This is a genomic window from Rummeliibacillus sp. NPDC094406, assembly GCF_044763875.1.
Lineage (GTDB): Bacteria > Bacillota > Bacilli > Bacillales_A > Planococcaceae > Rummeliibacillus.
The window spans coordinates 659,977-678,652 of record NZ_JBIWGZ010000001.1 but is presented as its reverse complement, the minus strand read 5'-3'; the positions used below and the strand labels follow the sequence as shown (position 1 = coordinate 678,652).

Genomic DNA, 18,676 nt, shown 5'->3' with positions numbered 1-18,676 from the left:
TAACTGTAATTTTCCTATTACACACAACCTAATCAAGTCTCTGACTTCGAGAATAAAGGCTTAGTTTTGATAAAGGGGGAGAGAGTCAATTGACTTGGTCGGTTTTACACACAATCGGAATTATTGCTTATGCAGCAAGTGGGGCAGTTGTTGCTATGGAGGCTAAATATTCTTTTATTGGAATCTTTGTGCTTGGACTTACAACTTCATATGGTGGATCTGTGATTAGAAACATAGTTCTCGATGTTCCAATTTCTGAAATATGGGATCGTCAATCCTTACTTGTTGTAATAATAACGCTATCTACAATCGTATTCATTGAGAGAAAATGGGTTCATCATTGGAAACGATGGGGATATTTCTTTGATTCTATTGGTCTTGCTTCTTTTGCGATAAATGGGGCACTGTTAGCAAAAAGTTTGAATTATGATCTAGGTATTATTGTCATAGCTTCTATGTTTACTGGTGTTTGCGGAGGAATGGTTCGAGATTTGTTAGCGGGTAGACCCCCACTTGCTTTAAAAGAAGAAATTCATGCGATACTTACATTCATGTGTGCTTTTTGTATTTGGGCTGGGTGGAGCAGTCCTATTGAATTGTCGACCATAGTAGTTGTCGTTGTATTTATTCGTATGCTATCGGTTCATTATAAATGGAGACTAAAACTTCCTTACAATCAACCTGAAAAACATTTATAACTCTGTAAATTAATGATGTAATTGAATCAATTTTATATTGAATAACCTAGAAGAAAATTAAAGATTAGAATCCGAGGAGGGATATAATGACAAAAAAAATGGAACATGCAATGAGTATGTTAATCCGCGAAATTCGTAAGGAAAATATCGGAAATGGCCCAAAAGAAATTAATGTTCGTATTGTAGGTTCTTGGGTAATTTGCGAGATGAAAGGTAATTTAACGAATGTTGAAAAGTTTATGATCGAATCAGAAGAAGGACAACAGATGGTTCATAAAGCAAGGACGACATTAGTGAAAGAAATTTATGAGGACCCTGCAAAGGTGAAAAAGCTTGAGGACATAGTTCAGGCGAAACTAGTCAATGTTTTTACAGATATCGATATAAAAACGGATATTGCAATGACAATTTATGTGTTTGACAAACCTATAATGGACAATAGTAATACTAAAAATTAAATAGATAAAGCCAATCTTTCATGATCTATTGTTGCAATTTTTTAAACACAAGTGGAAGAATTACTTTTCAGCCATATAAACAAATGACCAGGCGCTCATAAAAATGTGAGTACCTGGTCTTTTTGTGTGTCTGTTTATGATAATTAAAGCTGATACATTGAAGTGTCCACATCTAAAGATTTTGCAATATTAAAAGCTTCTTTTTAAGTTTTATTATTTCTTATTAAATCATTCTACAGCTAATATTAAATTAAGGATCTGCTAATTCTCATTGTGTAAGAGCTGAGTCGCTTTTACCTCCTTTTTCTGACCCTTTAAGAAAAATGATACAACGAGGGCAACAACTACAAGGATAAATCCAAGCGTAAATGCTTCTTGGAAGCCGGATGTTAAGCCGTTTAATTTTTCTGCTGGATCCATTAGATTTGTTGAGTTTTCCATATATTTTGTTGTACCTGTTGTCATTTTAGATATAAATATAGCTGTGCCAATTGCACCGGCTACCTGCGATAACGTGTTAAAGAGTGCTGTACCGTGTGGATAAAGATCCGGCGTCAATTGATTTAAACCATACGTTTGTGCTGTCATCACAAACATGAGTCCAATCATTAATAAGCTGTGCATCAAGATAATTTGTGTCAATGTTGTTTCTGGGGTAATGCCTTTGAATAGCCACATTGCAACAGCTACTAGCCCAATGCCAGGGATGATAATCGTCTTTGGACTAAGTTTATCAAATAACTTACCTGCAACCGGCCCCATTATGCCACTAACAATACTGCCTGGTAGCATGATTAGCCCTGATTTAAAGGCTGTAACAAGTAAAACCGTTTGTAAGAACATTGGTAATAATGTCATTGACGCGAACAGCGACATCATGACGATGAACATTAACACAACAGTTAAAGTGAACATGGGAAATTTAAATGCACGTAGTTCTAAAATTGGATTATCGATCTTTAATTGACGAACAACAAAAATGACTAACGATATAGCTCCGATGATTAAAGAGAAATACACTTTAGAATCTGACCATCCCAAATCGCCTGAAGCGCTAAAGCTATACACAATACCACCAAAACCTAATGTTGATAAAAGGATTGATAAATAATCAACTTTTGGTCGTGTTAACTCTGTGACATTTTGAATGTACTTCATTCCAATTAAAATAGAAATGATTACGATAGGAATAACAATGTAGAATAACCATCTCCAATTAAGTGTATCAACGATCAATCCGGATAATGTAGGACCAACTGCTGGAGAAAACATCATAACAAGTCCGATTAAGCCCATTGTGGCACCACGTTTTTCTGGAGGACAAATAATTAAAATCGTATTCATTAGTAGTGGTGAAATTAATCCAGTAGCGATTGCTTGGACAATACGACCGATTAATAAAACAGAAAATGTCGGTGCGAATCCAGCAATCAATGTACCGACTAAAAATGTTAACATGGCGGTTAAGAACATTTGTCTTGTTGTGAGCCATTGTTGAAGTAAAGCTGTAATCGGAACCAAAACCCCAACTACTAACATGTAGGCCGTAGAAAGCCATTGAATTGTTGAAGGTGTTACATCAAATTCTTGCATTAATACAGTTAAAGCATTACCAAGTAATGTTTCGTTTAAAAATGCGACCATTGCACCTAAAATTAATGCAATTAAAATTGGTGTATGTCTAATATTAGAAATATCAACTTTACTATTTGTAGAATCCGTGGTCGTAATATTCATTTATTCAATTTCCTCCTGCATTCTATTCTTTTTATACATGTGTATATAAAAAATCACATGTAATATAATATACATGTGTAGATTAAAAATAGGGAGAATCAATTTTCAGTCGTTGTATAATTAATCTACAAAAAAGGAGAAGTGTAGATGAAAAGTAATGAGGGACAGCTGGATTTACGAATTAGACGTACACATAAATTATTGTGGGAGTCCTTATTTGAATTAATGACGCAATCAAAACAGAAATATAGTTCCATTACTATCAATCAAATCTGTGATCGTGCGATGGTGCATCGAACAACATTTTATAAACATTTTGAAGATAAAGATGCGTTATTGGCATTTGGATTTAAACAATCTCAAGAGGAAGCTTTTACAATACCACTTTTAGAACGATTAACTAAACCATTTCAAGTGATGGAGCAATTCCTACATCATAAGGAGATAGGGAAAATATTAGAGTCACAAATAGATGATGAACAATTTTTTAGCTTTATAAATTATCAAACTCGTGAAACGAAGAAACAAGAGAATCAAGAATTAAATCGAATTTGTAAAAATCATACGATACCAAATGAGTTAATTATCGCATTCTATTCGGGGGTAATTACAACGTTAAGTGGATGGTGGTTTCAAAATAGAGAAAGTGTTTCAGCAGAAGAAATGGATAGATACTTCCATCAAATGATTAATCAAGATATTTTTCAATTTGAAAGCGAATAAAAATAGACGTGGACTGTTGAATCTATTTTTTTCAATAATGCTTCGTTAATTTATGTACAAATCTTCATAACTTTGTTCAAGAAAATGAGCCGATTGCTGAACAAAGTTATAAAAGATCACATCTTATTGTTTGTCCCAAAACTCGTAAAATAAATTATAATAAAATAAATTGCCTTTTTTGAGTAAAAGAAGAATTAAATCAATTTTAATAGGATTCAAGGAGAGTGACTTAATTTGACTCTTATATGTATACTTGCTGAGAAACCTTCACAGGCAAAGGCATATGCGGACGCATTTAAAGTAGCAAAGAAAACAAAAAACTACATAGAATTACAGCCATCAGCTACATTTCCTCAAGGTGCTACGATCACATGGGGAATCGGTCACTTAGTTGAATTAAAACAACCTGCAGACTATAAACCTGAATGGAAAAGATGGTCGCTTGCTCAACTTCCAATGATCCCTGAAAAATATGAGTTTCGTGTATCAAAAGGGAAGTGGGATCAATTCCAAGAAGTGAAGAGACTTTTTAAAGAAGCAGACCTATTGATTAACGCATGCGATGTGGACAGAGAAGGATCTAATATCTTTTATTCGATTTTACGTCAAACCGGTGTGCGGAATAAACCGGTACAACGATTATGGATTAATTCGTTAGAAATAGATGAGATTCGAAAGGGCTTTACGAATTTAAGAGATAACCAGAAAGACTTGCTATTATATCGTGAAGCTCAAACTCGTCAAATCAGTGATTGGCTCGTAGGGATGAATGCGAGTCGCTTATATACGATGCTTTTAAAAGCAAAGGGACTAAACGAGACAATGTCAATTGGCCGTGTACAAACACCAACTGTTTATATGATTTATCAACGCCAAATGGAGATTGAAAACTTTAAGCCATCCAATTTTTACGAGTTAACGGGTGATTTTTTATCAGAATTTGGTCCATATAAAGGGAAGGCCGCTGTAAAAAAGGACAAGCGTGAAGAAGCAGAAGCGATTTTAATGCAAGCGGGTATTGTAGAAGATGATCCTCTTCAGGGAACAATCAAAGATGTGAAAAAAGCTCGTAAATCGATCAAGCCACCAAAGCTTCATTCACTATCTACTTTACAAGCAAAGGCCAATAAAATTTGGAAATATAGTCCGGCGAAAGTGTTGGAGATTGTGCAATCTTTATACGAAAAGAAACTCGTTTCCTATCCTCGTTCTGACTGTCAATACATTACAGAAGCAGAATTTGGTTATCTAGTAGGGCAAATTCCGGCCTATCAGAGAATTATTGGACACCCATTTGAGGTAGCCAATCACCGTCCTCAAAAACGCTATGTTGATAATGCCAAAGTTGAGGAACACTATGCGATCATCCCAACTAAAACAATTCCATCTGAACAAAAGGTTGCTGGATTGCCACCAATGGAGCAGAATATTTATCTTGAGATCGTCCGCAGTATGCTAGCGATGTTCCATAGAGATTATTTATATGAAGAAACAACCATTATGACAGATGTCAAAGGTATTGATTTTAAAACAGTAGGCAAGGTAGAGCTAGATAAAGGTTTCCAAGAACTGTGGCCAGTCTCATCCAAAAAGAAAAAGGAAGAAGAGCCTTTATTACCACAAGTCAAACAACAAGAAATAGTTGAAGCACATATCCATATTCATGAAGGCACAACACAACCTCCAAAGCCTTATACAGAAGGACAGCTTGTACAAATGATGAAAACTTGCGGTAAGTTTATAGAGGATGAGGGAGAAAGTGATATCTTGAAAGAAGTGGAAGGCCTAGGTACTGAAGCCACGCGTTCTGGAATTATTGAAACGATTAAAAGACATAGTTATATTGAAGTAGCAAAAAATATCGTTATGATTACAGATAAAGGTCGTGTACTTTGTGAAACGATTGAGGGCTCGCTATTATCTAGCCCAGCAATGACAGCTAAATGGGAAACATATCTACGAAAAATAGGTAATGGGAATGGATCACAAGAAGCATTCTTAGGAAGCGTTTCAAAATTTCTCCACCATTTAATAGAAGTAACACCTGAAAAAGTAGCGGGTACAAATATCCAAGCTGCAGTAGAAGCGACGCCTTCAAACGAACCAATTGTAGAATGTCCAATTTGCCATCAAGGAAAAATGCTCGCAAGAAAATCATTCTACGGTTGTTCAAATTACAAAGCAGGATGTAAATTCACTGTTTCTAAAACAATAGCTAGCAAAAAACTTTCACCAAATCAAATAAAAGATCTATGTCAAAATGGTGTGACAAAAGAGATGAAAGGCTTTAAGTCAAAAAAAGGCTCAAGTTTTTCTGCTAAACTGAAGTTGGAACAGGGGAAAGTAATTTTTGAATTTTAATTGAACCTAAATATAACTTCCAAAGAGTATTTTTAACTCATATAAACATTCGATGAGGTAGGGTGTAAAGGGGAGAAAAGTGTTTAGCGACTTGTTAAAGTAAATCGACAAATTACCACACACTAAAAAGATGCCTAATGAAATAACTACTTGTCTAGCTTTTTGGAGTCGCTTCAAAATGGAGCGATAAGGAATGTTTGGATTAGGAATAGGGCTGTCAGTTCTGCTGATAGCCTTTTTTTGTATCCAGATTTAACCGTTTCAAAAACAAAAGATAAATCAAGGGAAATATGTTTTTGCTAAGTATTTGAGTTTTCACGTTAAATTAACTTAGAATAGAGGGATTAAATTAAGTGAGATAAAAAATATAATAAGTAATTATTTCAAAAGTATAAAGCGCCCTATAAACAGGGCGCCTCGAACGTATACATCACTTTTAATTATAACTAATATTATAGGTTGGGTATAATGTCGTTCCGCCAATCCAGATGTTAATTTCATTTGCTAATGGAACATTTTGTTCATTAATAACTGTTCTCCACCATTCCCATGGAAGACCTGTACATTCTCTTGCTATGACTTTTATATTTTTTGAATTAGGTGGAAGTGATATGACAGTAGAGAAATGAGCAGTTCTGTCTTTGCCGTTTGCTTCCCAAGTTTTATGAGATAGTACTTCATTTCCATTTTCATCATATGAGAATTCATCCCAAGAAACATCAAATTGAGCAACATAGGCACCATAATGATCAAGTTTCATTTTAGCACTGGAATATTCTGTAGTTGTAGTCTCGATATAATCTGTATTATTATGAACAGCAGCAACCGCATTATCTTTTAAGAAAGTGCTAGTATATGAAATTGGGTATGCTGGATTTTTAGGACTTAATTCTGCATTATCTTTAATTATATTTCGTATTTCATCAAAATCTTTTGTAACAACCTTGTTATGCTCTTTTGCATCTCCGCCTAACACTACAGCAGTAAAGGAACTGTTTTCATAAATATCTTTGTACTGTTGATTCGTTTGGACGCCTTGATTCTCAATTAAAGCTTTAAAGGCAGCTTGTACATCTTTGCTCTTAGAAGTTGTTTCTAATTTCACATAAATTGTTCTTCCATAGGCTACATTTGACACCATAACAGGTGGGGCCTCATTACTTATCCCTTTACGAGTTAACTCTTCAAAAGTAACACTATTATCAAAAAGGTCTGATGGATTGTCAGGTAGTTCTGCACTTACGGTATAAAATATTTGCTTATACGCCGCAACCATCACTTTTTTCTCTCCATTGGCAATCGCATTAAAATCAATGTTCAGTCCATTATCAAGATATTTAGCGTTAACATTAAGAGCACTTGCTATTTGAGATTTACTATAAACCATAGATTCTGTATACTGCATTCTTGCAGGTATCGAATGTGTTGATGAATACTTTTCATTCCAAGTAGATACTAAATCATCTACTGCTCCAGACACATTACTATATGTTGGGTTTTGGACAGTTATTGTATTTTCTTTTCTCATGCCAGGTAAGTCTATACTAATATTCAAAGGTTTTCTCTTAGCCACTAATAAACTAGGTTGATTATCTGCAAAAGCTTTATTTGCAAGTTGTACTGCTCCTGGATATGTACGATTAGTCATAGAATCAACAATTGAAATATCGACTGGTGAAGTTGTAAGTGATTTTTTCTCACGTTCAACCACTACAAATTTACCTTTTGAATTGATACCTTGTTTCGGAACAAAACTTTCTACTTTATCACCATTTACTGCTAAAATATCTCTATTATCATACTTTAAATTTGCTATGCCATTATCAATGCCACTAGTATTCTTTGTTGCATCAGCTGAATTACTAGTTTGTGTTTCAGCGAAGGAGATAATCGGATAATTAATAGTGCAAAAGCCAATTAATAAACATACTAGTACTTTTATTACTTTAATAGAATTTTGAATATTCATAAAATTAACCCCTTTTATTTTTTAGTAAGATAGAAGAAAGATTTTCTTTATCACTGAATCCGTGAAATATTTTTTGTAAGATGATTAAAGATTTCTTGAAAATATTTCTGATTAAATGCTTTTTAAGTTGCAATAACATACATTACAAGATCATCTATCTTTACTAAACGAATGATTATTTCTTTAATCGTTGATTTTTGTTTGAGCATCTGTCATTCACATTACTCCTTTAGAAATTAGAATATTTTAATTTTGAACCAATTTCACCCTATAAACTCATTTTAATGGTCTTGATTTTCTTTCCCAATCACCTTTTACAGGTTATACGATAATATCGGTTGTACGATTAAATATTTAAACAAAGAAGATATGTACTAAAAGTGTGACAAAAGAGATGAAAGGCTTTAAGTCTAAAAAAGGTACTACTTTTTCTGCAAAGTTAAAACTTGATCAAGGCAAAGTTATTTTTGCATTTAATTGAATCAATTTAATAATTCGAAAATTTAATAAAATACACGAACATTAAATGAGTAATTGGTATATACCAAATCTATTAGAACATTGTCTATGAAGCGGAAGATGGCGACTCCTGCGGGAAAGCGAGAAAGGTGAGACCCCGCAGTGAAGCACGGTACGGGCTTCCGAGGAGGCTCACCGCTCGCCCGCGGAAAGCGCCATCTGGAGCGGCTTACTATGCAAATACTAGAAATGCAATACTATTCGAATTATTGATTTGTTTATTTAGAAAATATTCGTATTTTTTAACTAGAAAAGCACTTATGAAATAGACTCAATTAATAAGACAATCAATCCAACTTCCAACAAAGGAATAATAAATTCTATTTTAGACAAACTTTTAATACAGGGATCATGAATATCTGAGAAGATTTTACACTTTGGAATTATTAAGCCTTTAATTTATCTCGCTTTGTATGATAACAGCATATAAACGAGGTTGAAATGATTATGAGGGAGTTGCTTGTTTGTGAATGATTGTAATTGCGATTTTACACCGATGGAACAAGTATTAAAAGAAGATATTAGACAAGTCATAACTGTACTGCAGAATAGTTTAGATGAAATGGGTAAAGAAAATTATTGTCTTCTTGGTAATTTTGAAAATGTAAAAGACAAATTTAGTGATATTGAAGTCAAAGCTGCTACTTTCTATTTAAATTGTTATCTGGCACCATATACAGATAAATATCCAGAAATATCAATTTGCGCACAAAAATTATCCAATAAAAGACATGGTGGTTTAATCGTCATTCAACGGGAAGATTCCTTGTCATCTTTAATTCAACCAGGGATAACTATAAACGCAGAGCTAACTCATTCTTTATTGGAATCCATTTTTTATCCTGGAAATCCATTACATGATGGGGCTGTTTTAGTAAATCAAAATCACATTAAATCTGCCGCAAATGTACTTCCACTTACAAATAAGTCTATTGGTGATCAAAAAAAGTTAGGTACGCGTCATCGTGCGGCTATCGGTTTATCAGAACAAAGTGATGCACTGGTGCTAGTAATTTCGGAGGAAACAGGTAGAGTATCTTTTGCATTAAATGGAGAGCTTTACCCAATTTCGATCTGACATCAGCTAGTAATTTGAAAACCAATGTATTTCAAAATGCATACTAAATAATACAGGGATTTTTATCCTTTTATTATTGCTTCACTTAAGTCTTGTTACTTGTGTGAAGCTTTTTTTATTTGCAATAAAATTCTTCTAGTCAACAGGTCTAGGTCCAGCAGCTTTTCCAGTGTTTTCTACTGTCATGATTGGACGAACGGTAATATCTCCCTTCACAAGTATTTGACAAGATAATCGTAAATGATCTTCAAATATATGATTATCCATTCCTTTATTTACAAAAGCTTTATGTTCTTTATTTGTTAATTCTAAATAATCTCCGTCAAGAATCTCTACCCTGCAAGTCGTACATTTAGCATTACCGCCACAATGATGTAGAATATTTACACCGTTTTCCTCCAGTGCTAATACTAACTTTTTCCCATTTTCAACTTCAAAAGTTTTCCCACCAAGTATAGTTACAATTGGCACTTATTATCACCTCAAGTACATGATTAATTTCGTAAGAGTCATTAAATTATTTATCGCCTTATTGTGTAATATTTAGACAGACCATAGAAATCAAAGTTCAAAATTTTAAAATACTTTATCTTTTTATAAACCTCGATAGTCTATATGTAAAATTAAAAAGAAAGCAATAAGATAAAAAAACGAATAAACTTAATAGGGGATGTAATTATTTAATAATGGCAGAGATGCTTGTTTGAACATAAGAAATATGGTGGTGTAATGGATTATGAAAAATTGGAATCCCATGAAAAGGTTATTTTATCTGAATGCTTGTCCTATAGGATAAAGTTGAAGAAAAGATAATAAGTATGTTTAAACTTTATTATGTTTATAAGCATTAAAATAGACAAACACATTATTCTATGCGATAATGGAATATATGCTGATTAGCTAATTTAGGAGTTATTGGCATTCTGCTTTTTGTTTTTGAAGATACTTATTCACACTGGCGTGACTTTGGGGTCACAAGGACGCGAAAGAAGGTAGGGTTCGCGTTGCTTAAGTTAGAAAGCTTTCCAGTGGAATTTTACCGCGGCAAGAAAGGTAGACTTTCTCGTAAATATTCCCCGGATGATCGGGTTGAAATTAGAACTTTCATAAATTAGCTAATATATATAATCCAAGGGGTACGCTCATCGATGAGTGTACCCCTTGTCCAATTTATTCGTAATTTAGTAATGGCATGCTTTAGTATAATTATTTTATTCACCTCTTATTAATATAGGATTACTTTCCAAGTATAAAACAGCAGGAAATAGACAATTCTATTTGATGGAGGTGAGCTAAATTGACAAAGAATAATAAGAATAAGAAAAGTAATGTAAGCCGTGAAGAATACGGCTATGGTTACGATCTTAGTCCTGATGACTTAGATGTTATTGGACAAAACAATGCAGCAAAAGCAAAAAATAAAAATGAAAATCAGGGTAATCCAACAAATAAAGAAACGCAATCAAAATTAAATGAATAATTAAAATGACAAAAGCACCATAAAAGAAACAAATTCAAAGTTGTTTCTTCTATCGTGCTTTTTATGTTTTTACTATTATGAACGAATTAATTGAGATCGAATCATTTGAATAATAGATAAATGAATTTTCCCCATTTCTTCTGGACTTTCTTTTGCGTCATTTGCTAACCATTCTTCAATTACACCAAAAATGGCAGAAGTCATAAAAGATAGAAAATAATTGTTCAGTTGATTCTCTTTACTATTAAAGTAATGATTAGTGTTTTGTTTAGCCATTTCTTTAAGGAGTTTTGCTAAAATCGTCTTTTTATAAAGTGTTTTTACTTTTTTTGAAAAAGAAGGATCACCGTTAGGTCCTAATAATACTTTAAAAGCATTTGCTTCTTGACCAAAGTATGTAAACATTTGAATGATAGCTGGGTAAGGATCTCCATTTTTTATATACATAAAGCCATCTAATGGTTCTATTTTATTTAGGCAATTTTGAAGCCCATCAAGAAGTCGTTCTTGAATTTGAGATAATAAGTCAAATTTATCTGTATAGTGAAGATAAAATGTCCCACGGTTAAGTCCAGTAACAGAAGTTAATGCTTGAATAGAAACACCGTGAATCCCTCGTTCTTCCATAAGATGGATGCAAGCATCATGTAATTTTTGTTTTGTTTGCAAAGTCATTTGCTCATGGATTTTCCCCAATGTATTTCCTTACCTTTCTTAATCCAAATTTGTCTAATAAATATTGTAGCATAGTTTTATTTATCTGTAAGATATTTCAAATCAATAATTGAAATGCAATAAAAATTAAAAGAACTGTAAATAATCAAGGGAGTAGCTACTATTTAAATTGATTCTTGATCATATAGAGAAAGACCTCTTTCAGACAGAAAGAGGCCTTAAAAACTTAACAATCTCTACCTTCGATTCGTATAGCTTGAATATCTCGGCAGTCTACGATAATTGTAGATGGTGCTTCATGTGGATTTTCAGGATCAAAGAAGTATGCACAGCAATCTTTTTCGTCAAAGAAGATAAATAGAACATCGTCAAAAACTGTACCACTTTTTAGGTAAAGATCAACTTCTGTTTGCACTTGTAATCTTCTTAATTGATCACATGCACAGCCTCTGCAGCGGTTTTTCTCGTGACATTTATGACAATCATTACGGTGATTTCTCGAGCTACCCAATCATATCACCTCCTTTGTATTAATCTGTCTTACAATGATAATTTATGATTTTAAGTGAATAGCAGTTGTACACTTGTTCCCCTTATCAAAAAATAATTTAGTATTTAAATGAATATAAATGCGAATAAACACTTTCATTAAGAATGTTTATTGTATTCCTCTAATCGTTGAATTACACTCAAACTATAGTTAACACCGTGTTTAGTGAAAGGATGATAAGGATGACTGTTTCAGTTGAAATCACAGAAGTAAACAAACAGTTTCATAAGCATGTAGTTTTAAAGGATATAAGTTTAACTGTTCAAAAAGGGAAAATTTTTGGGATGATCGGTCCTTCTGGTTGTGGAAAAACAACATTAATAAAAGTGATGGTAGGGATGTTAAAGCCAGATAGTGGCAATGTGATCGTATTAGATAAACCAGTCCCTCAATTTGATCAATTAGAAAAAATAGGGTATATGGCACAATCTGATGCACTTTATACAGATTTAACAGGTTATGAAAATCTAAAATTTTTTGCTAAATTATATGGATTCCCTAAAAAACAAAGAGACCAACAAATTGCCTATGCTGCAGAAGTTGTGCAATTAACAGATGACTTAAAAAGAAAAGTACAAGATTATTCTGGTGGGATGAAACGTCGTTTATCGCTTGCGATTGCTCTTATTCAAAATCCGGAAATTTTAATATTAGATGAGCCGACAGTAGGGATTGACCCTGCCTTGAAGAAAATAATTTGGCAAGAACTTGAAAGACTTCGAGATGAAGAGCAAAAAACTATTTTCATCACAACCCATGTGATGGACGAAGCAGAAAAATGTGATGAGTTGGCTTTAATGCGTGAGGGTAAAATTATTGCACAAGGAATGCCAGTAGAACTAAAATCTCAATTCGAAGCAGATAATTTCGATGATGTATTCCTAAAAGCAGGGGGGCAACTATCATGAGATTTTTTGCATTGGTGACTAGAATCATACAGCAAATGATTCGTGATAAACGAACAATGGCGTTGCTATTTTTGGCACCTTTACTTGTGTTAAGTTTGATGTACTTTATTTTTAATTCAGATGAAGTGGATACTACATTAGGTGTTGTGAATGTAAATGAAAAAATTGTGAAAACAATTGAAAAGTCTGATATAAAAGTTAAAACATATGATGAATTAACAAACAAAATGGCCATTGATGATAAACTGGATGGCTGGTTGAAGGTTGAAGATGGCAAGCTTTCACTAACATTACAAAATGATCAACCAAGTCGTGCAAAAGCACTTCAATTAAAGCTAAAGCAAGCACTTTCTGGTCAACCACAGCAGTCCACGCCAATTTCTATCGATTATGTTTACGGTGGCAAGGATACGGTATTATTTGATGTAATCAGTCCGATATTAGTAAGCTTTTTCGTTTTCTTCTTTGTTTTTTTAATCGCAGGAATTGCGTTATTAAAAGAACGTACGACAGGAACTCTAGAAAGATTGCTTTCAACACCTATAAGACGATATGAAGTAGTTTTAGGATATTTAATGGGGTATGGTATTTTTGCTATTATTCAAACCTTAATCGTCGTTTTCTATGCAGTAAATGTATTAGATGTTGTACTTATCGGCTCCATTTGGAATGTACTTTTGATAAATTTATGTTTAGCTTTAGTTGCATTGTCACTTGGGATTCTATTATCTAGTTTTGCAACTTCAGAGTTTCAAATGGTGCAATTTATTCCTTTAGTAATCATCCCACAAGTATTCTTTACCGGACTATTTCCGATGGATGGAATGGCAGATTGGCTTGTTAACATTGGTCGAATCATGCCACTATATTATGCATCAGATGCGATTACTGGGGTCATGTACAAGGGATATGGCTTTAGTGATATCGGAATCGATTTAACGGTATTATTAGGTTTTGCATTAGTATTTATCGTGTTAAATATATTCTCATTGAAAAAATACCGCGCATTATAAGAAATCATTTTTAAAATATTGACAATTAGCTTAATCTGTTGCATTCTTATATGTAATATTAAGCGTAAGTGAAGACTAGTACGTGTGTCACTTCTGTAAAAGAGAGCGATGTTCACCGGCTGAAAGGCATTGCAACAGAACCATGCAGAACCTACTTCATAGCTCCTAGCAAAACTAGGCGCAGTCTCAAGCGTTATGAGGAATGAGTGGAATATCAAAATTGGTATTCAACTAAGGTGGTACCACGAAGAGTAACCCTTTTCGTCCTTAATTTTAAGGATGAAAAGGGTTTTTTTATCTTGTTTTGGGCTCTATACTAACTGTTGGGTTTTCATATAAGTTAGCAAAAAGCAATAGAAAAGTGGAGGTGAATGCCCCGACACTCCTGCCGAAAAACTGGCGGTCGAGACCCCGCAGTGAGCGATAGCGAATGAGGAGGCTCGGCAGTCAGTCGGCGGAAAGGGAGGGGCAAGCACCGGAACGGGTGCGTTAGATATTTTGATGTTTTACCCCAAAGTTTGACATAGAGCCGTTTTTCAAAGAGATTGTGTTTAACTTTCCGTAAAACCTCGATTAGTTCAATTCTAACTATCAGTAGGGGAAGTAAACTCACAGATTGAAGTTTCACTTTATTGGAGGAAATGATATGGAAAAGAAACGAATTGTTGTGAAAATTGGTAGTAGCTCTCTAACTAATTCCAAAGGGGAGATTGATCAGCTAAAATTTCATGATCATATACGAGCAATTGCTAAATTGAAACAAGCAGGACATGAAGTTGTTCTCGTTTCTTCGGGAGCAGTTGCTTGTGGATTCCGTAAACTTGGATATTCTTCAAGACCCGTAACCTTAAAAGGAAAACAAGCAGCTGCAGCAGTAGGTCAAAGCTTACTTGTGCAATCTTATACAGAGCAGTTAAGTGAATACGATATTGTGACTGCACAGATTTTATTGACAAGAACCGATTTTTCAAAAAAAGATCGATACAAAAATGCCTATGCAACACTGTCTGAATTGCTAGAACGCTCAGTTTTACCAATAATCAACGAAAATGATACAGTATCGGTTAAAGAATTAACCTTTGGTGATAACGACATGCTATCTGCATTAGTAAGTGGTTTAGTACATGCAGATCAACTTATTATCTTAACGGATATTAATGGTCTTTATAATGCGAATCCTAAAAAAAATCCAGATGCAATACGATTCAATCGATTAATTGAAATTACAGATGAGTTACTTGGTTTTGCAACAGCAGAAGGCTCAAAAGTAGGTACTGGTGGCATGCAATCCAAGCTTCTTGCGGCCAAAACTGCCTATGATTTAGGGGTTAAAGTTTTCATAGGACGAGGTACAGGGGAAGATAAGCTATTATCCATTTTAAATGGTGATGGAGATGGAACTTATATCGAAAAAGATGAGTTACCAATATTGAATAGTCAAAAACAATGGATTTCAATATTCTCAGCTGTCGCAGGTATAATTACGATTGACAAAGGTGCAGAAGTTGCGTTGATTAATCACGGGAAAAGTCTTTTACCTGCAGGTGTTATTGGCTTAAAAGGCGAATTTTCTACAGGAGATGTTGTAGAAGTTTATGGCACACAAGGTCTTTTAGGTAGAGGAGAAGTGCTATATTCTTCAGAACAGTTGGAACAATCGATGGGAAAAAGAACAAGCGAAATTGAAACGCAATCGATAGAAGTGATTCATCGTGATCGTTGGGTTCAAATATAAGGAGGAATTAGTATGACGGAAGTTTTAGAAAAAGGTAAATTAGCTAAGAAAGCAAGCTATGAGATGAATCAAAAGTCAACAAAAGAAAAAAATGAAGCATTACAGTTAATTGCTAAGCAATTACTAATGGATAAAGAAACTATTCAAAGAGAGAATGAAAAAGATATTATCTCTGGTAAAGAAAAAGGACTTTCTCCATCAGTTTTGGACCGGATTTTACTTACAGAAGACAGAATAAATGGCATTGCCGAAGCCATTGAATTAGTAGTAAGCTTACTAGATCCAGTAGGGGAAGTTCTTGAAAATATTACAAAAGAAAATGGCCTACATATCGAAAAAAGACGTGTTCCGATTGGGGTTATAGGGATGATTTATGAAGCCCGACCTAATGTAACAGTCGATGCAGCATCACTTGCACTGAAAACTAGCAATGCTGTTATTCTTCGCGGTAGTTCATCTGCAAAATTTTCAAATATGGCTCTAGTCGATTCGATCCATAAAGCATTAAGTAAATCAACATTACCTATTAATGCAGTACAACTTATTGAAAATACAAGTCATGAAGCTGCTGAAGAACTATTCCATTTAAAAGAATACTTAGATGTATTAATTCCTCGAGGCGGCAAGAATTTAATTGATACCGTTGTATCAAAAGCTACGGTGCCTGTGCTTGAAACCGGTGCGGGGAATTGCCATATCTTCATTGATGAAACAGCAAATTTACAAATGACAAAAGATATTATTTTAAATGCTAAAACACAGCGTCCATCAGTTTGTAATGCTGCTGAAAGTCTGTTGATTCATGAAAATTGGTTTGTAGCTCATGGGAAAGAATTAATAGAATCATTGCTCAAAGCGGACATCACAATGTTTGGAGATGACACCGTTCGAGAAGCTGATCCAAAAGTCAAAAAAGCAACAGAAGAAGATTGGGCAACAGAATATTTAGCATTAACGTTAAGTGCCAAAATTGTTAAGAATATCGACGAAGCGATTGAGCATATACATCAATATGGAACAAAACATTCAGAAGCGATTATTACTGAAAATCTAGAAAATGCAAGAGAATTCCAAACGGGAGTAGATGCTGCAGCGGTATATCATAATGCTTCCACTCGTTTTACTGATGGTTTTGAATTTGGCTATGGAGCAGAAATCGGAATTAGTACACAAAAACTACATGCAAGAGGACCTATGGGCTTACCTGCATTGACTTCTAGTAAATATTATATATCAGGAACTGGACAAATTCGTGAATAATAGGGAAATATGGGTCTTAAAGTTCTATTAAATGATTGATATTATTGTATAATAAAATTACTTAAAAGAGAAAGTAGTGACCAATAATGGCAACAGCCTCACACACAGTAGAAGTTCAAGTACCACAAAAAGAAGTATGGGAATTCGTAAGTCAAATGGAGAAATGGGCAACACTAGTACCAGGATATCGTGAACACCAAATTTTAAATGACAAACAATCTACATGGACATTTGCAGGAAATGTAGGTGTATTAAAAAAAGAAGTGAAAGTACAAATTGATATTACGGGCTGGGAAGAACCTTCTAAAATTAGTTTCGAACTAACTGGACTATCTGATAAATTCTCAGGAACAGGTTATTTCGAAGACGTGGCATTAGATGCAAATAAAACGCAAATGACAGGTCATTTAGAAGTAAAAGCAGGGGGTCTTGCTGCACCAGTTTTAAATCCACTTTTCACGGCAGTACTTCCAAAAGCAACAAGCGTATTAACAAATCGTGTTGCCAATAAAATTCAATTGGTTCATGCTTAATTTGATTATCTAAGTGCAATTTTATAGAATTATCACCTACTTGATAGGTAACTCAAACTGTAAACAAACTCGAAGTATTTTGAGCTTGTTTACAGTTTTTTTCTTTTACAATAAAAATGTTATAAATGACTCAATTTCATAAATCAAAGATTTAATAAAATACTTGCCATATCTATTAGAACATTATCTATGGAGCGGAAGATGGCGACTCCTGCGGGAAAGCGAGGCAGGTGAGACCCCGCAGTGAAGCACGGTACGGGCTTCCGAGGAGGCTCAACGCTCGCCCGCGGAAAGCGCCATCTGCAGCGTCTTACTAAGTAAATACCGATCCTTACTTAAAGTAGGTATCTTTTATTTGTTTTGGGCAATATTATTCGATATAGTTTGGGTAAGGAAAATGGTATTTAAGACAGGAGTAAACACATGAATAGTTATTATTATGTACATCCAAATACGATAAAAGAAACACCTATTCTAGAGATTCAAAATGAACAAAAAGAAAAAATTTTTACATGTCAAAGAATTTATAGTAACTTTTTAAAACGTGTGATTGACAAACTATTAGAAAATAAATATTTTTTAACATATAAAACTTATAATCTTGAGCAACAAGAGCTTTTTACTTGTAGGAAGATATCTAGAAAAGGCAAAGTTTATTATGAAGTAATAGATGAACAACAAAATGAAAAATATACGATTGCTTACGATGGTTGGCAACGGATGATTCCGGATTTAATTTTGACGAAAGGCGATTTTTTGATGAAGATACATAAAGAAATGGAAGATTGGTCTACATTTCTAGTGAATGACAGGGTGGTTGCGAGATGGAGAGCAAACTTGCAAAATGATTCTTTTCATATTGAGTTACAAATTGAAGAAGAAGCAACGATTACGAATCCTGCTTTTTATATCGCAATTAGCCAGTGTGTTTTATATATAGGGGGATAGTGAGCAAAAAAAAGGTTCCTAATAAGGAACC

18 protein-coding genes are annotated in these 18,676 nt (G+C 34.0%); 13 read left to right on the top strand and 5 right to left on the bottom strand.

Translation table 11 applies throughout. The annotated features are described in order from the left end of the window. Positions 1-89 precede the first annotated feature (89 nt). Both ACIQ4I_RS03215 and ACIQ4I_RS03210 read left to right on the top strand, forming a co-directional pair. Positions 90-698, top strand: coding sequence for a trimeric intracellular cation channel family protein (locus tag ACIQ4I_RS03215; protein ID WP_403092730.1), 609 nt, complete (start codon positions 90-92; stop codon positions 696-698). An 86-nt stretch (positions 699-784) separates the two neighbouring features. After that, positions 785-1,156 (top strand): Na-translocating system protein MpsC family protein, encoded by a 372-nt coding sequence (locus ACIQ4I_RS03210; RefSeq protein WP_403092729.1) that lies wholly within the window; start codon positions 785-787, stop codon positions 1,154-1,156. 261 nt (positions 1,157-1,417) lie between these two features. Here ACIQ4I_RS03210 and ACIQ4I_RS03205 read toward each other — a convergent pair whose 3' ends face one another. After that, entirely contained in the window at positions 1,418-2,893 is a 1,476-nt protein-coding gene (locus ACIQ4I_RS03205) for an MDR family MFS transporter (protein WP_403092728.1), read from the bottom strand. A 147-nt stretch (positions 2,894-3,040) separates the two neighbouring features. Here ACIQ4I_RS03205 and ACIQ4I_RS03200 point away from each other — a divergent pair, with 147 nt between their 5' ends. Both ACIQ4I_RS03200 and ACIQ4I_RS03195 read left to right on the top strand, forming a co-directional pair. After that, on the top strand, positions 3,041-3,616 hold the full coding sequence (locus ACIQ4I_RS03200; RefSeq protein ID WP_403092727.1) for a TetR/AcrR family transcriptional regulator: 576 nt from the start codon (positions 3,041-3,043) through the stop codon (positions 3,614-3,616). A 234-nt stretch (positions 3,617-3,850) separates the two neighbouring features. After that, positions 3,851-5,977 carry a type IA DNA topoisomerase gene (locus tag ACIQ4I_RS03195; RefSeq protein WP_403092726.1) on the top strand — a complete coding sequence of 709 codons (2,127 nt, stop codon included), beginning with the start codon at positions 3,851-3,853 and terminating at the stop codon, positions 5,975-5,977. A 436-nt stretch (positions 5,978-6,413) separates the two neighbouring features. On the opposite strand, the gene ACIQ4I_RS03190 is transcribed toward ACIQ4I_RS03195, so the two are convergent. Then, on the bottom strand, positions 6,414-7,946 hold the full coding sequence (locus tag ACIQ4I_RS03190) for a thiol-activated cytolysin family protein (protein ID WP_403092725.1): 1,533 nt from the start codon (positions 7,944-7,946) through the stop codon (positions 6,414-6,416). 367 nt (positions 7,947-8,313) lie between these two features. On the opposite strand from ACIQ4I_RS03190, the gene ACIQ4I_RS03185 reads away from it, so the two are divergent. Together ACIQ4I_RS03185 and cdaS are read left to right on the top strand one after the other, a co-directional pair. Then, a complete protein-coding gene (locus ACIQ4I_RS03185) occupies positions 8,314-8,427 on the top strand; it encodes a topoisomerase C-terminal repeat-containing protein (protein WP_403093360.1) in 114 nt (37 codons plus the stop codon). Positions 8,428-8,931: 504 nt separating this feature from the next. Further along, positions 8,932-9,543, top strand: a complete 612-nt coding sequence (gene cdaS, locus ACIQ4I_RS03180; protein WP_403092724.1) for a sporulation-specific diadenylate cyclase CdaS — start codon at positions 8,932-8,934, stop codon at positions 9,541-9,543. A 135-nt stretch (positions 9,544-9,678) separates the two neighbouring features. On the opposite strand, the gene ACIQ4I_RS03175 is transcribed toward cdaS, so the two are convergent. Next, positions 9,679-10,014, bottom strand: coding sequence for a 2Fe-2S iron-sulfur cluster-binding protein (locus ACIQ4I_RS03175; protein WP_403092723.1), 336 nt, complete (start codon positions 10,012-10,014; stop codon positions 9,679-9,681). A gap of 826 nt (positions 10,015-10,840) precedes the next feature. Between ACIQ4I_RS03175 and ACIQ4I_RS03170 the strand changes: the two genes are divergently transcribed. Continuing rightward, on the top strand, positions 10,841-11,023 hold the full coding sequence (locus ACIQ4I_RS03170) for a hypothetical protein (RefSeq protein WP_403092721.1): 183 nt from the start codon (positions 10,841-10,843) through the stop codon (positions 11,021-11,023). A gap of 75 nt (positions 11,024-11,098) precedes the next feature. Here ACIQ4I_RS03170 and ACIQ4I_RS03165 read toward each other — a convergent pair whose 3' ends face one another. Beyond that, a complete protein-coding gene (locus ACIQ4I_RS03165) occupies positions 11,099-11,719 on the bottom strand; it encodes a TetR/AcrR family transcriptional regulator (RefSeq protein ID WP_403092719.1) in 621 nt (206 codons plus the stop codon). Between the two features lie 205 nt (positions 11,720-11,924). Continuing rightward, complete coding sequence (locus ACIQ4I_RS03160; protein ID WP_403092718.1) at positions 11,925-12,209, bottom strand: hydrolase; 285 nt, start codon at positions 12,207-12,209, stop codon at positions 11,925-11,927. A 221-nt stretch (positions 12,210-12,430) separates the two neighbouring features. On the opposite strand from ACIQ4I_RS03160, the gene ACIQ4I_RS03155 reads away from it, so the two are divergent. The 6 genes from ACIQ4I_RS03155 to ACIQ4I_RS03130 all read left to right on the top strand — a co-directional run bounded on the left by ACIQ4I_RS03155 (position 12,431) and on the right by ACIQ4I_RS03130 (position 18,645). Continuing rightward, positions 12,431-13,156, top strand: a complete 726-nt coding sequence (locus ACIQ4I_RS03155; protein ID WP_403092716.1) for an ABC transporter ATP-binding protein — start codon at positions 12,431-12,433, stop codon at positions 13,154-13,156. After that, positions 13,153-14,169 carry an ABC transporter permease gene (locus ACIQ4I_RS03150; protein ID WP_403092715.1) on the top strand — a complete coding sequence of 339 codons (1,017 nt, stop codon included), beginning with the start codon at positions 13,153-13,155 and terminating at the stop codon, positions 14,167-14,169. Before ACIQ4I_RS03155 ends, ACIQ4I_RS03150 begins: the two co-directional genes overlap by 4 nt. A 646-nt stretch (positions 14,170-14,815) precedes the next feature. Beyond that, on the top strand, positions 14,816-15,904 hold the full coding sequence (gene proB, locus ACIQ4I_RS03145) for a glutamate 5-kinase (RefSeq protein WP_403092714.1): 1,089 nt from the start codon (positions 14,816-14,818) through the stop codon (positions 15,902-15,904). Positions 15,905-15,916: 12 nt separating this feature from the next. After that, the gene (locus tag ACIQ4I_RS03140; protein WP_403092713.1) at positions 15,917-17,164 is read left to right on the top strand and encodes a glutamate-5-semialdehyde dehydrogenase; all 1,248 of its coding nucleotides are present in this window, start codon (positions 15,917-15,919) and stop codon (positions 17,162-17,164) included. Positions 17,165-17,250: 86 nt separating this feature from the next. Further along, positions 17,251-17,697 (top strand): SRPBCC family protein, encoded by a 447-nt coding sequence (locus ACIQ4I_RS03135; protein ID WP_403092712.1) that lies wholly within the window; start codon positions 17,251-17,253, stop codon positions 17,695-17,697. Positions 17,698-18,120: 423 nt separating this feature from the next. Next, positions 18,121-18,645 carry a tubby C-terminal domain-like protein gene (locus ACIQ4I_RS03130; protein ID WP_403092710.1) on the top strand — a complete coding sequence of 175 codons (525 nt, stop codon included), beginning with the start codon at positions 18,121-18,123 and terminating at the stop codon, positions 18,643-18,645. The last annotated feature ends 31 nt before the right edge of the window (positions 18,646-18,676 follow it).

Excerpts from the sequence above, each read along its gene's own strand:
- ACIQ4I_RS03210 (WP_403092729.1), top strand. The coding sequence starts at position 785 with ATGACAAAAAAAATGGAACATGCAATGAGTATGTTAATCCGCGAAATT.
- ACIQ4I_RS03205 (WP_403092728.1), bottom strand. The coding sequence starts at position 2,893 with ATGAATATTACGACCACGGATTCTACAAATAGTAAAGTTGATATTTCT.
- ACIQ4I_RS03200 (WP_403092727.1), top strand. The coding sequence starts at position 3,041 with ATGAAAAGTAATGAGGGACAGCTGGATTTACGAATTAGACGTACACAT.
- ACIQ4I_RS03190 (WP_403092725.1), bottom strand. The coding sequence starts at position 7,946 with ATGAATATTCAAAATTCTATTAAAGTAATAAAAGTACTAGTATGTTTA.
- ACIQ4I_RS03155 (WP_403092716.1), top strand. The coding sequence starts at position 12,431 with ATGACTGTTTCAGTTGAAATCACAGAAGTAAACAAACAGTTTCATAAG.
- ACIQ4I_RS03150 (WP_403092715.1), top strand. The coding sequence starts at position 13,153 with ATGAGATTTTTTGCATTGGTGACTAGAATCATACAGCAAATGATTCGT.
- proB (WP_403092714.1), top strand. The coding sequence starts at position 14,816 with ATGGAAAAGAAACGAATTGTTGTGAAAATTGGTAGTAGCTCTCTAACT.
- ACIQ4I_RS03140 (WP_403092713.1), top strand. The coding sequence starts at position 15,917 with ATGACGGAAGTTTTAGAAAAAGGTAAATTAGCTAAGAAAGCAAGCTAT.
- ACIQ4I_RS03135 (WP_403092712.1), top strand. The coding sequence starts at position 17,251 with ATGGCAACAGCCTCACACACAGTAGAAGTTCAAGTACCACAAAAAGAA.
- ACIQ4I_RS03130 (WP_403092710.1), top strand. The coding sequence starts at position 18,121 with ATGAATAGTTATTATTATGTACATCCAAATACGATAAAAGAAACACCT.